Below are 13,061 nucleotides of genomic sequence, written 5' to 3'. Positions count from 1 at the left end.
TGATGAAACAGCTATAAAGTCTGAGCCATAGCTGCAACTTTAGACCAATATAATATAGCGCTTATCAACGCTTAGTTGGCTTTAGTAAAAGCGTCTTTGATCGTGGTTAGATCCTGCATCCATTGGTGGTAGCCGCCGAAAGCAAGATAGGAGTCTGGGCTCAGATAAACCACTTGGTCTTTTTGCCACGCGGTGGTTTGGGCGACCAGCGGATTGTCTAAGACTGCTTTGGCACCCACGCTGTCTTCACCGATAGCGGCGCTACGATCGACGACGAATAGCCAATCAGGGTTGGTCTTTTGTAGATATTCAAAAGAGATCGGCTGACCATGAGGACCGTCTTTGATTTGATCGTCAGCGATCGGCACATTGACGACATTATGAATAAAGCCATAGCGTGAGTCAGCGCCATAGACAGACATTTTATTGCCATTGACCATCACCACCAGACCGGTGCCACTGTCTTTGGTGACCGCTTTGGTCTCTGTGATTAGGCTGTCGATATCGTTTTGTAATTTGGCTGCTTGATCGCTTTTACCAAACAGCGCGCCAAGATCATGCAAACGCTGTTTACTCGACTCATAGATATTAGCCGTATCGATAGTCATATCTAAGGTTGGCGCGATGTTTGCGAGCTCATCGTATTTTTCCGCCATACGCGAACCGACCAAGATAGCTTGTGGCTGCATGGCGTTTAGGGCCTCAAGATCAGGCTCAAATACGGTACCCACCTGTTCAGGATCAGGCTGAGTCTCTGAATGCAAGTTGTCTAAAGGTAGGTCACTTGGCACCCCAGCGACAGCGACATCAAGCGCTGCCAAGTCTTGCAGCAATGTCATGTCATAGACTACAAGCGGCGCGGGATTAATCGGTAGGCTGACATCGCCTCGTACGGTATCTACTTCGATAGTTTTGACTGAGACTGCGTCATTATCTGCGACGTTGGAGGCCGCGTCAGCGGTGTGGTTTTCGACTTTGGTATCATCAGTTTCACTAGTGTTAGAGGAGCAGCCTGTCAAACTGATACTGACCAGTAGCGCGGCCGTCACAGTCGCTAGCAGTGGACGTTTAAATATAGAAGTTTGAGCAGTAATATTATTATTAGACATAAAAGACTCGGAATATCGTGATAGTTAAGATGCAGCTTATAGGACTATAAAAGTGATCAGCCAATAGAAAATAAAAAAGAGCCCGCCTGACGCCAATAAAAAAGCGCTAGAGCACTGCTCGTTAATCAAGAACCAAATAGAATGCCCTTGATTTAATAGGTTAATGACTGGACGTTTTGCAATTAACTGCTAAGAAGTATGAATAGACGCTCATGATAAAGTAACTCAGAAATTTTATCAATGATAATGATTGTCATTTGTATCATAGTTTATATCTATGACTATGCAGTGGCAATTTGAGTGAAGTGCTGAACGTCGGTAATTGCAGATAGATAAAGACCGGGCTTTATACAAGGCAGTCGCTCGGATAACAACAGCGAGTTCTTGAATCACATAGAGGAGAGTTTTCTTTGCAGATAACTCGTGGACAAACCACTCAATCAGTAGCCATTAAAAAAACAGGCTACCGATATAGACCAATAAGCTTAGTATAGTTAACCTTAAATAAAACCGATACAATATTCATAACTCATTCATTTAATGAAATAAACGATGACCTATTCAATCGACTTTCGCAAGCAAGTACTGCGTAGCATTAAAGACGGCATGACCATTCGAGAAGCCGCTGTTTTTTACCAGCTTAGCACAAGCTCGATCCACAGCTGGCAGCAGAGCTTAGTTCCTAAAACTACCAGAAATAAAGCACCGACTAAAATATCAAATGAAGCCTTATTGAAAGATGTTGAGCAGCATCCAGACGATTATATGTATGAGCGAGCACGGCGTTTAGGCTGTAGTAAATCAGGTATAGAAGCTGCATTAAAACGGTTGAGTATCACTCAAAAAAAAGACCTTAGAGCATCCAAAAGCATGTCCGATAAAAAGAGCGATATATCTAAGTAAGCTTGATCGCTTTACACAGCAAGGCTATCCCATTGTCTATATGGATGAAAGCGGCTTTGAGCACGAGACCATTCGTTCTCATGGCTATGCACCGGTTGGTAAACCTTGTATCGATAGCTACAATTGGCAAGCAAAAAAGCGTACGAATGTTATCGGTGCTCTGTATGAAAAGATGCTGTTTGCCATAGATTACTTCGAGCAGAACATTAACAGCACCATATTCTATGACTGGTGCAAATACACACTAATTCCAAGTCTCAAAACTAAATGCGTGATTGTGATGGATAATGCTCGGTTTCATAAAAACAAACGTATTCAAAAACTACTGAACAGGCACGGCCATCGTATTTTATGGCTGCCACCCTACAGTCCTGATCTGAATCCTATTGAGAAAAAATGGGCACAGGCTAAGTTTCTGCGCCAAGGGTGGATGCAGAATAATCTACCTAAACTGTTTTACGATATGGGTTGTTCCAGTTTTATTGTGGATTGACTATAGTAGAAATATCACTAGTATAAGAATAAAGAATATGAGAATAATAAGGGTGATCTCCAACCGTACTTATTGAGGTTTTGTGCTCTGTCTTTTTTACCACCCATAGCCAAAGGGTGTATAAAAAGGACTGTAACCAAAACGGCCTCCATAGCCAAACGGATAAGGCGAGCGCAGATAGTCCAAATCACGCTGACGGATATAGTAATAGCGTCCTTGCGCATAAGCCTCTTCTAGCTTCTCTATTCCTTCAAGCGGACAGACGGGCTGCCAATCATAGCCCTCACGGCCAAGCTTATACGCATTAAGCTCAGTACAGTAGTTTTTTAGGCCTTGCTGGCGACCTTGCTCCCATAGTACTCGATTGGGCGTAGCGCCAATCACGCTTGCACATTGATTGGCATATTGACCAAAGTAAGCGCCTGAGCGTCCACGTAAGCCGTCGGCGTAGCCTACTTCTTGCCAGTTACTGGTTTGGCACTGCTGCGGGGTAAGGCTTTGCGTAGTGGCACAGCCAGATAAGGTTAAAGCCGCCGCAGTGATGAGAGAGACAGCAGCACTAGCTTTGCCAAGTGTCTTCACTGATAACAAAGGCGCCGACGACGAAGCTGACTGGCATTTTGTTAGATAAGGCATCATAAACTTTCTCACTTGAACGGGTCATAATATAGGTTATGATAGCAGCTTTTATTATACTAGCTATCGAAATTGTGTTAGAGATAGGTGTGTTTTTATGAACTAAGTTTATGATTTTTAAAGCATAATATGATTGAAGTCATCTCAATGAGCTAAGCAATATTAGTAGCCTATAGATAGCTAAGCTTGATTTTTTAACTTTCGTACTTATTATGAGTAGCACTTATTATTGTCAGGCGTCGCAAGTAACGGTCGCCTGTACTATCTTCAACAGTCCCTAATCAAAAAAGGCAGAATTTATGGGAATATGGATTGCTATCCTTATTGTACTTTTTGTATTAGGGAGTATGATGGCGCTCAAGCCTAACGGTATCGATCAGCGTTTGGATAAACTACGCATGACTGCGCGGCGCTTACAGCTCAACCCAAAGCTTGTGACTTGTCCTGAATGGCTTCCCGGCCGCGATGAGGAGTATGGCCGCGGTATGATGGGGCAGTATTGTTTGGTACTAGACAATGTGCAGCTGCCGCATACACGCTATCGAGTGATAGACGGGCAGTGGCGTCCCGATAGTCGTTTCGTTGATGAGAGTGTTGATGCGGTCGCGCTTAATATTCCAAGCGCTATTCGTAATCATGCTGGCAGTCAAAACAACACTATCAAAAAGACGGATTTTGGCTTAGATAAGACGCCCTTAGATCTACCTGTGGGCATTGAACCTTTTGTTAAGGGCCTATGGACTAAGGCCAATAGCATCATTATATATTGGGAAGATGTCTCCTACGTGCGGCCTATGACTAATCCAAGCTACCGCGCCCAAATGATCGAAGAGGACTTACTCGCTCTAAAATCGAAGCTTGAAGAGTGGGCAGAGCAGATAAAAAAGCCAGCATCTCGTACTAATAGTGCGGATCATGATATAAGCATTACGGCTGATAATTATACTCATTAACAGCACACTCATAGCAAACTAACTGTTTTTGATAGTGCAAATGACTGTCCAAAAAACAGTCAGTTTATTAAGCGCTTTATTTAATAAGTTGACATTTTAACGCTTAGCAGTGTAACTTCCTTATAGGCTTGATCTTATTTTATTAATATTTACCAGTTATTTTACATTTTATAACTATTTTTTTATAACCGTTTTGTAGGCAGCGCTTAAGATAATTTCATTTGTAGGTATAAAAAGCTTGGCTGCCAATTCCTATTTTATTTTTACCCTTTATTATGGTGTCGTCAAATATGGCAAAAACCACAACAAAAAAAACAACGAAGTCTGCTGCTAGCGAAACCAAACCTAGCAGAGCCGCCGCAAAGACTAGCGCTACCAAAACGACGAAAGCGAAGGCTACTAAAGCAGCTAGTGCCAAGGCTACTAAAACGACCACTGCCAGTGCAGGCTCTAAAGGCAAGTCGCTGGTGATTGTCGAGTCACCAGCCAAAGCCAAAACGATTAATAAGTACTTGGGCTCAGACTTTGTGGTGCGCTCGAGTATTGGTCATGTGCGTGACCTTCCTGTAGGCGCTAGCAAAGGCACCAAAAAAGCTGCTGCTAATAAAGATGAGAGCCTATCTAAAGAAGAAAAGGCGCAGCAAGCGCTTGTCCGCCGTATGGGTATCGATCCAGAGCACGATTGGGCGGCGGTCTATGAAGTACTGCCTAATAAAACTAAAGTGATTAAAGAGCTAAAATCTCTAGCCAAAGACGCTGACAAAATCTATCTGGCAACGGATATGGATAGAGAGGGGGAGGCCATCGCTTGGCACCTCAAAGAAGTCATCGGCGGCGCGGATAATAAATACGAGCGCGTGGTGTTTAACGAGATTACCAAAAACGCCATTCAAAATGCCTTTAAGCAGCCCTCCAAACTCGATATCGATCGCGTCAATGCTCAGCAAGCCAGACGTTTTTTGGATCGCGTCGTCGGCTTTATGGTCTCGCCAATTCTTTGGCAAAAAGTCGCTCGCGGTCTATCCGCAGGACGCGTACAGTCCGTGGCGATGCGCTTAGTCGTGGAGCGTGAGCATGAAATTCGCGCTTTTATCCCCGAAGAGTATTGGCAGATTCATGCCGATACGCACGTTGCTGACGATAAAAAAACCAGCAAAAAAGAGGGCGATGAAAATGGCATACGCTTAGAAGCGACTAAACAAAACGACAAAACGCTAAAGCTTGTCAATAAAGAGCAGACGGATAAAGTTCTACAAGTCCTCAAAGACAACGACTTTATCGTTAAACAGCGTGAAGAAAAACCCACTCAGTCGCGTCCTAGCGCACCCTTTATCACCTCAACTTTGCAGCAAGCAGCCAGTACGCGTCTAGGGTTTTCGGTCAAAAAGACCATGATCTTAGCGCAGCGCTTATATGAAGCCGGTCATATTACTTATATGCGTACCGATTCGACTTTTTTGTCGGGTGATGCTTTAGCAGGGGCGCGCGGCTTTATCGAAGACAGCTATGGGCAAAAGTACGTACCCGAAAAGCCAAACTTCTACGGTAACAAACAAAACGCGCAAGAGGCGCACGAAGCGATTCGTCCCTCGAATGTCAACATGAAATCGACGCAATTAAAAGGCGTTGAGCGTGATGCTATTCGTCTATATGAGCTGATTTGGCGGCAGTTTGTGGCTTGTCAGATGACGCCTGCTAAGTATCTATCAGTCAATCTTTTGGTAGAGGCGGGTAATGTCGAGCTAAAAGCGCGCGGCCGTACGATGACTTTTGATGGCTATACTCGTGTTATGCCGCCGGCCAAAACTGATGATACGCTGCTCCCTGATGTCAAAAAAGGCGATAAGCTCACTCTAAATAAGCTCGATCCGAGCCAACACTTTACCAAGCCGCCACCGCGCTATACTGAGGCAAGTCTGGTCAAAGAGCTTGAGAAAAAAGGTATCGGTCGTCCCTCGACTTATGCTTCTATCATCTCGACCATTCAAGATCGCGGCTATGTCAAGCTTGAGAATAAGCGTCTATTCGCCGAAAAGATGGGCGATATCGTCACCGATAGATTGACCGACAGTTTCCCTGACTTGATGGATTATACCTTTACTGCGGCGCTCGAGGACAAGCTTGATCATGTTGCTGAAGGCGATAGCGACTGGAAAGATGTACTAGATAACTTCTATGTGGATTTTAAGCATAAAGTCGAGCATGCCAAAGACAAAGACGGTATGCGTCCAAACGATCCCACCGATGTGCCCGATGTGCACTGCGATATATGTGATCGCCCCATGCAATTACGTACCGGCTCTACAGGTGTATTCTTAGGCTGCACGGGTTATAACTTACCGCCAAAAGAGCGCTGTAAAGGCACTAAGAACCTCATGCCAGTTGAAGCGTTTGCCAGTCTTGACGATGGCGACACAGATGATGAGGCCGCTGAAGTCAAAGACTTGATGGAGAAAAAACGCTGCCCGAAATGTGGTACTGCGATGAATGGCTATATCGTCGATGGCGGTCTCAAGTTGCACGTTTGCGGTAATAACCCAGACTGCGATGGCTATATTTTAGAAGAAGGTAAGTTTGAAGTACCTGGCTCTGATGCGCCAACCATTGACTGCAACAAGTGTGATGGGCAGATGGAGCTTAAGACTGGACGCTTCGGGCCTTACTTTGCTTGTCAAAACTGCGACAACACCCGTAAAGTATTAAAGACTGGCGAGCCTGCGCCGCCGCGTATGGATCCTATTCATCTGCCGGATCTTAAGTCCACTAAGCACGATGATTATTTTATCTTGCGTGAGGGGGCAGCTGGTATGTTCTTAGCTGCGTCTAAGTTCCCTAAAGTACGCGAGACACGTGCGCCGAAACTCGCTGAGCTGCGTCCTATTCAAGATAAAATGGACGATAAGTTCCAGTATTTATTTGAAGGGCCCGATGAAGATCCAGATGGTAACCCGACTATTTTGCGCTGGTCGCGTAAGAAAAAAGAGCAATACATCGGCTCTGAGAAAAACGGCAAGGCCACGCGTTGGGGCGTCTACTGGCGTAAAGGCGAGTGGGTAGAAGAATAGTAATATAGCCAGTTTGAAGTAAAACGGTTATAAACTGGGGCGCTACTGGTATAAATTGTGCTTGCGTGCTGTTATCACAGATGCTGCGCAAAATTCATCCCAGCAGCGCCGTGTCATTTTTAAAAGGTATCGATTATATCTTTTGTTCACTCTAATAGTTATTAAACGCCATAAAAAAACCTCTTAGCCAGTGAACTGACCCCCAAATGTTGGACGGTTTAGTTTATACCAAGGACTGAGTTCTGTACTGTACAGGACTCAGTCCTTTTAGTTTGAGTTGAATACGCTCATTATTGTAATAATGAATATACTCATGAATCTGTTGTTCTAACTGCTCAATCGATTTTGGTTTCTCAATATAGATCGTCTCACACTTAAGTGTACCAAAGAACCCCTCCATCAGTGCATTATCCAAGCAGTTGCCTTTTCTGCTCATGCTTTGCTTAATACCATGCTGTTTAAGCGCCTTACTAAACGGTCTCATCTGATAATGCCAGCCTTGATCTGAATGCAGCATTAAACGGTTGTTCTGGTGCGTATCTATCTTATCTAACGCCTTATCTAGCATCTTGCTCACTAAGTCATAAGTTGGGCGCTTTGAGAGCGTATAGCTGATGATCTCATTGTTATAACAATCGAGTATCGGTGATAAATACAGCTTATGATCACCTACCTTAAACTCAGTAATATCGGTCAGCCAGCGTGTGCTTGGTCTATCTGCATGAAACTGACGCTTTAAATAATTCTTTGCAATTTTGCCTTGTACGCCTTTATAAGAGCGATACCTTTGTCGTCGAATCCGTGCGCTTAAGTTTAGATGGCGCATAAGCTTAGCGATGAGCTTGTGGTTATGATGACTGCCTAACTGCTTTAGCGCTGCCGTTATCCTGCGATAGCCGTACCTGCCTTTATGCTGGTGATATAGTGTGGCAATACGCTGTTTTAAGTCAGCATGCTTATCTTTATCACCAAGCTTTGCTCTATGATAGTAAAAGACGCTTTTAGGCATCTTAACGATGTCTAGCAAAGCTGATAAAGGATAGTCTTGCCTTAGTCCTTCGATGAGCCTTGCTTTTTGCCTGCTTGTTCCTCCGCTTTGAGCAAGGCATCGAGCTTTTTTAGGTAGGCGTTCTCCGCACGTAGGTATTCATTCTCACGCTTCAATTCTGCTAAGCTTTTTTCATCATCTGGTTTGTCTGTGATAAAGGGTTTACTCATGGTAGCTCTACCTTTGCGTTTAGATGTTAGTCCAGACATACCTTGTAGCCGATACGCTTTGTGCCAGTGGCTAATAAGCGCCGGTGAGCTGATGTTATACCTTAACGCAACTTCCAATTGACTTAAGCCTTGGCTAAGCATCGTTGTAAGCACTTTGTGTTTAAACTCGCGACTATAGTAGGCTTTGCTGGTCTTTGGCTTTATAGCATCAATACCACCGCTTTGATATTGCTTAACCCATTTGATAACTATCTTATTATCTAGGTTAAATTCCTCAGCTGTAGCACGACCAGTATGTCCTTGCATATAGTATGCGATGACTTGAAGCTTAAAGTCTAGATTATAACGCATAAAAATACCCCATAAGTTGTGTCCAACTTATGGGGGTCGGTTCACCAGCTAAGAGGTTTTTGTTATTCATAATATAAAGTCTTATATTAGCAAGTCTTATCTTAGACAGTACCGATAATACCACAAGCTACGCGTGCACCTGAGTCACCTGAAGGCTGACTCGTATAATCATCAACGCCGCCATGAACGATAAAGGCTAAGCGATTGACACTGTATTTACCCGTTTTTGTAGCTGCTATCTTTTTACTGACGTAGTTTATTGTGGCTACGCCATCTTCGTTAGCGGTTAAGTTTGGCAAGTCACCCGCGTGACCATTCATGTCGTCTGGGTTTGAGTGCGGGTTATTGTCAGGATTGAAATGTCCACCTGCCGCTTTACCCATGTTGGCACAACTACCAGTCTCATGAATGTGTAATGATACAGTCTTACCTGGCTGCAAGTTCATCAGCTTACCATAGACTTGTACGCCGCTCTCTACTGGACGCAAGTAGACTTGACCTATTTCGCGATTGCTTGCATCGGTAGTTTTAATCACCGACTGCAGCGTAGGCTGATCGATAGGATTACCCGTTTGCAGCTGACCTTCGACGGTTTGACAACCGGTTACCGCTAGAGCTGAACCACATAATAGGGCACTACTAAGCATTAACTTATTCATTATTCTCTCCCACTGTAATTATTTTATTTTTTGAATTTGGTACAACATGCGTTGATGTCAAAAACAGTATAGCGAGAGAGTATCGACAACTATTGGGCAAAAGCGCAACAATCGGTTAATAAATGTAAGTTATTCGCGTAGAGTTTTAATAAGCCAATAACTTTGTATTTAATCTATTTATTGATAAGGGCGCTGTTTTTCCAAATTAAAGTCTCACCGGTCGCCATTTGTTGGGTGAGTAAATAATAAGGTAAGCTTGGATTGTCGATATTGCTATTTGCAAGCTGCGTTAAGGTAAGCTGACTACGGCTCAATTGCTCAAGCGCTCTTATTTTGTCTTCTGCCGCCTCGCGTTTAGGGCCGCAGCCCATCATGGTTTGTGGCCCTGAGCCGATCAGTAGAATATGGTCAGGCGTTAAAGTATAAGGGCCACCGACACCATTACAGTCAGAGCTAAAGCCGACGTGATACTCATCATTAAACCTATAACCAAAATTAGCCACTACTGGAAAGCCGGGACGACTGAGCTCTGTAATTATTTGGTTGTCGCTATCAGTTGCGCTGACCAGTCGCCATCGATAACGCCCCAATAACTCGTAAGTAATAGGCAGATCTGTAATAGGTTCAGTGCCTTTTGGCGCTTTTGTGATTGTAGGAGCAGGAGCCTTATTGAGGGTTTGACAGCCGATTAAACCTAATATAGCAAATACCACGATTAAAATTGTAACCTGCAATTTTTTTATGAGATGCGTCATCAACTTTATCCTTAAGTTTTTTTGTTCAGAGGTCTACTTTATTCACGTGACTTTTTTTGTCGTTCTGCCAAATAAGCGTTCCGCTCGTTTTTTTAAAACCATTACGGCTGATCAAACAAACATTTGCCTAAAATATAGCACAGCTTTGAGCTGAATTAATTTATGGGAATACGCATGACACAAAAAAGCCGCTTACTCTAAAGTAAACGGCTCTCGTTAAGTAGAACTTTGATAGTTGTCGCTTAGCTATGCAATGACTTCTTTGAAGTAGTATCCACTGTCACTTTAGCAGGCTTTAGCGGTGTTGGCATACTGACTAAGGCCGCTTTAAGTACTTCATCAATCGTTGCTACCGGCTGAATGGTTAGACCTTCCTTAACGTTATCAGGAATATCCGCCAAATCGCGCTCATTAGTCGCTGGGATCAGCACATGCTTGATACCACCGCGATGCGCCGCTAATAACTTCTCTTTGAGGCCACCGATACGCAGGATTTTACCACGTAGGGTAATCTCACCCGTCATCGCAATATCCGGACGGATAGCGATACCGGTGATGGCTGAGACTAATGCCGTCGTCAACGCGCCGCCAGCTGAAGGCCCATCTTTTGGCGTTGCACCCTCTGGCATATGCACGTGAACGTCAGTAGTTTTAAAGGTCTCATAATCGATACCTAAGCTATCACCGCGTGCTCGTACCACGCTCATCGCGGCACGAATCGACTCTTTCATCACGTCACCGAGAGAGCCGGTAAAGGCCAGTTCGCCTTTGCCCTTCATCGCTACCGCTTCGATAGTGAGGAGCTCACCGCCAACTTGCGTCCAAGCAAGGCCAGTGACCCGGCCGATCTCAGCGTCTTTTTCAGCTAAACCATAGTCATACTGATGCACGCCAAGGTAGTCATTGATATTGCTATCATCGACAACCACTAGCTCACGTTCATCTTTTTTCGGAGCACGCGCGCCATGATTCTCAACCGAGCCGCGAACCACTTTACGGCAGATCTTATTGACTTCACGCTCTAGGTTACGCACACCCGCCTCTCGCGTATAGCTACGCACGATACTATGCAGCGCCGCTTCGACAATTTCAATCTCACCGTCCTTTAGACCGTTTTGCTTAATCGCTTTTGGCACAAGATACTTCTGGGCGATATTGACCTTTTCTTCTTCGGTATAGCCCGGCAGACGAATGACTTCCATACGGTCTAAGAGCGCAGGCGGGATATCCATACTGTTGGCTGTACAGATAAACATCACTTGTGAGAGATCCAAGTCCATATCTAGGTAATGATCGTTGAAGCTATCATTCTGTGAGGGATCGAGCACTTCAAGCAAGGCTGAAGCTGGATCACCACGGAAGTCTTGCGCCATCTTATCGACTTCATCTAATAAGAATAGCGGGTTTTTGACTTCTACTTTCGCCAGTGACTGTACGATTTTACCCGGCATCGCACCGATATAAGTGCGGCGATGACCGCGGATTTCCGCTTCATCACGCACGCCGCCAAGTGCCATACGTACGAACTTACGACCGGTTGCCCGCGCGATAGATTCACCCAATGACGTTTTACCGACACCCGGAGGACCTACCAGACACAGAATCGGACCACGAAGCTTTTTCACTCGCGACTGCACGGCGAGGTATTCTAAGATGCGATCTTTTACATCTTGCAAGCCATAGTGATCTTCATCGAGGACGTTTTTGGCTTTTTCTAAATTGATCGATACTTTGCTCGTGGCATTCCACGGCGTGTCTAATATCCACTCAATGTAGTTACGCACCACTGAAGATTCACTAGATGCAGGCGGCATCATTTTTAGCTTCTTCAGCTCTTGCTCCGCTTTTTTGCGCACGTCTTCTGGCAGATCTGCCTCTTCTAAGCGCTGTTCAAGCTCGCTGACATCGTCCTCACCATCGAACGCGCCGTCATTCATCTCTGACAGCTCGTTCTTTATGGCTTTCATCTTCTCGTTTAAGAAGTACTCGCGCTGATTGTCTTCCATTTGCTGACGCACGGCATCTTGAATATCTTGTTCGATATTCTGCTCAGCGCTTTGCTTAACAAGATACTCGGTTAAAGTATTGATATGCGCTTTGAGATCGTCCTTTTCTAAGAACGATTGCTTCACATCCAAATCCATCGAAACCCGAGTAGAGATAAAATAGATGAGCTCTAATAAGTCATCGATACGCTTGGCCACGCGAGTCAGCTCTCGTGCGTTACGCAGACGTGCTTCAGCATAAGCTTCAAACAAGCCAGTCAGCGCTTTGATAGTGTTTTTTTGTTGGCTATCGTCGAGCTTAACCTCAAGATCAGCGCGCTCAAAAGTTGCCATCAAGACGTCGTCTTGGCTGTCTGCATGGTTTTCTATAGCATCGACGCGGGCACGATATTGGCCTTCGATCAGCACCTTGATGCAGTTTTCATCGCTATCATGCGGCATCGTGCTGACGATGCGGCAAACCGTACCATACTGATAGAGGTTATCTTGGTCGATATCTTCGGTCAGCGAGTCTTTTTGTGCGACGACGAGTACTTTATCGCCATATTCTGCTTGCGCAAGCTCCACTGCTTTGACCGACGGCGTGCGACCTACAAATAGGGCGATTTGCATGTGCGGATAGACGACCACATCGCGTAGTGCCAAGAGTGGCAAATGATTGTCTGAGCCATTATCGGCAGTGTTTTTATCAACATTTTGTTCATCAGTATCAGGCGTTGCTGCTGACACATCGATGTCGATATTGTCTTTATCAATATTATAGTCAGTCATATATTCATTCCTTATTCACTAAACTTGTTCAGTCAAGTTAGTGTTTCATGATAGATAAATGGTGTTCTTAGATTAAATTACAAGGCTTATCCTTTAATGCACTACAAATAAGGGCAAGGAAGATGATGACGCGACTTTTGGC

General features: G+C 44.7%; 11 protein-coding genes. 4 read left to right on the top strand and 7 right to left on the bottom strand.

All coding sequences use genetic code 11. From position 1 onward, the window contains the following. Positions 1–71: 71 nt before the first annotated feature. A complete protein-coding gene (locus W234_RS0101300) occupies positions 72–1,109 on the bottom strand; it encodes a siderophore ABC transporter substrate-binding protein (protein WP_025643998.1) in 1,038 nt (345 codons plus the stop codon). A gap of 552 nt (positions 1,110–1,661) precedes the next feature. Here W234_RS0101300 and W234_RS14715 point away from each other — a divergent pair. Beyond that, the gene (locus W234_RS14715) at positions 1,662–2,012 is read left to right on the top strand and encodes an IS630 transposase-related protein (RefSeq protein WP_025643996.1); all 351 of its coding nucleotides are present in this window, start codon (positions 1,662–1,664) and stop codon (positions 2,010–2,012) included. Continuing rightward, positions 1,987–2,505: an IS630 family transposase gene (locus tag W234_RS14710; RefSeq protein WP_227501958.1), complete on the top strand. Its 519-nt coding sequence runs from the start codon at positions 1,987–1,989 to the stop codon at positions 2,503–2,505. Before W234_RS14715 ends, W234_RS14710 begins: the two co-directional genes overlap by 26 nt. A gap of 96 nt (positions 2,506–2,601) precedes the next feature. Here the strand turns inward: W234_RS14710 and W234_RS0101285 are convergent, their stop codons facing one another. Continuing rightward, positions 2,602–3,144, bottom strand: coding sequence for a DUF2799 domain-containing protein (locus W234_RS0101285; protein ID WP_227501957.1), 543 nt, complete (start codon positions 3,142–3,144; stop codon positions 2,602–2,604). A 296-nt stretch (positions 3,145–3,440) separates the two neighbouring features. On the opposite strand from W234_RS0101285, the gene W234_RS0101280 reads away from it, so the two are divergent. Both W234_RS0101280 and topA read left to right on the top strand, forming a co-directional pair. Further along, the gene (locus W234_RS0101280; protein WP_025643989.1) at positions 3,441–4,094 is read left to right on the top strand and encodes a hypothetical protein; all 654 of its coding nucleotides are present in this window, start codon (positions 3,441–3,443) and stop codon (positions 4,092–4,094) included. Positions 4,095–4,384: 290 nt separating this feature from the next. Continuing rightward, positions 4,385–7,159: a type I DNA topoisomerase gene (gene topA, locus W234_RS0101275; protein WP_025643987.1), complete on the top strand. Its 2,775-nt coding sequence runs from the start codon at positions 4,385–4,387 to the stop codon at positions 7,157–7,159. Between the two features lie 223 nt (positions 7,160–7,382). Here the strand turns inward: topA and W234_RS0101270 are convergent, their stop codons facing one another. From W234_RS0101270 to lon, 5 genes are all read right to left on the bottom strand, one after another. Then, positions 7,383–8,222 (bottom strand): IS3 family transposase, encoded by an 840-nt coding sequence (locus W234_RS0101270; RefSeq protein WP_037058602.1) that lies wholly within the window; start codon positions 8,220–8,222, stop codon positions 7,383–7,385. Then, positions 8,210–8,728 carry a helix-turn-helix domain-containing protein gene (locus W234_RS0101265; RefSeq protein ID WP_025643983.1) on the bottom strand — a complete coding sequence of 173 codons (519 nt, stop codon included), beginning with the start codon at positions 8,726–8,728 and terminating at the stop codon, positions 8,210–8,212. Before W234_RS0101265 ends, W234_RS0101270 begins: the two co-directional genes overlap by 13 nt. A gap of 101 nt (positions 8,729–8,829) precedes the next feature. Then, positions 8,830–9,387, bottom strand: coding sequence for a superoxide dismutase family protein (locus W234_RS0101260; protein ID WP_025643981.1), 558 nt, complete (start codon positions 9,385–9,387; stop codon positions 8,830–8,832). 173 nt (positions 9,388–9,560) lie between these two features. Next, on the bottom strand, positions 9,561–10,142 hold the full coding sequence (locus W234_RS0101255; RefSeq protein WP_025643979.1) for an META domain-containing protein: 582 nt from the start codon (positions 10,140–10,142) through the stop codon (positions 9,561–9,563). A 242-nt stretch (positions 10,143–10,384) separates the two neighbouring features. Further along, on the bottom strand, positions 10,385–12,760 hold the full coding sequence (lon, locus tag W234_RS0101250) for an endopeptidase La (protein WP_413771567.1): 2,376 nt from the start codon (positions 12,758–12,760) through the stop codon (positions 10,385–10,387). Positions 12,761–13,061 lie beyond the last annotated feature (301 nt).

The organism is Psychrobacter sp. TB15 (assembly GCF_000511655.1).
Classification (GTDB): Bacteria; Pseudomonadota; Gammaproteobacteria; order Pseudomonadales; family Moraxellaceae; genus Psychrobacter; species Psychrobacter submarinus.
The sequence above is the reverse complement of the archived record's forward strand: the minus strand, read 5'-3'. Positions and strand labels throughout refer to the sequence as shown.

Bases quoted from the DNA above. Each gene is read 5' to 3' on its own strand.
- W234_RS0101300 (WP_025643998.1), bottom strand. From the start codon at position 1,109: ATGTCTAATAATAATATTACTGCTCAAACTTCTATATTTAAACGTCCA.
- W234_RS14715 (WP_025643996.1), top strand. From the start codon at position 1,662: ATGACCTATTCAATCGACTTTCGCAAGCAAGTACTGCGTAGCATTAAA.
- W234_RS0101285 (WP_227501957.1), bottom strand. From the start codon at position 3,144: ATGATGCCTTATCTAACAAAATGCCAGTCAGCTTCGTCGTCGGCGCCT.
- W234_RS0101280 (WP_025643989.1), top strand. From the start codon at position 3,441: ATGGGAATATGGATTGCTATCCTTATTGTACTTTTTGTATTAGGGAGT.
- topA (WP_025643987.1), top strand. From the start codon at position 4,385: ATGGCAAAAACCACAACAAAAAAAACAACGAAGTCTGCTGCTAGCGAA.
- W234_RS0101265 (WP_025643983.1), bottom strand. From the start codon at position 8,728: ATGCGTTATAATCTAGACTTTAAGCTTCAAGTCATCGCATACTATATG.
- W234_RS0101260 (WP_025643981.1), bottom strand. From the start codon at position 9,387: ATGAATAAGTTAATGCTTAGTAGTGCCCTATTATGTGGTTCAGCTCTA.
- W234_RS0101255 (WP_025643979.1), bottom strand. From the start codon at position 10,142: ATGACGCATCTCATAAAAAAATTGCAGGTTACAATTTTAATCGTGGTA.
- lon (WP_413771567.1), bottom strand. From the start codon at position 12,760: ATGCAAATCGCCCTATTTGTAGGTCGCACGCCGTCGGTCAAAGCAGTG.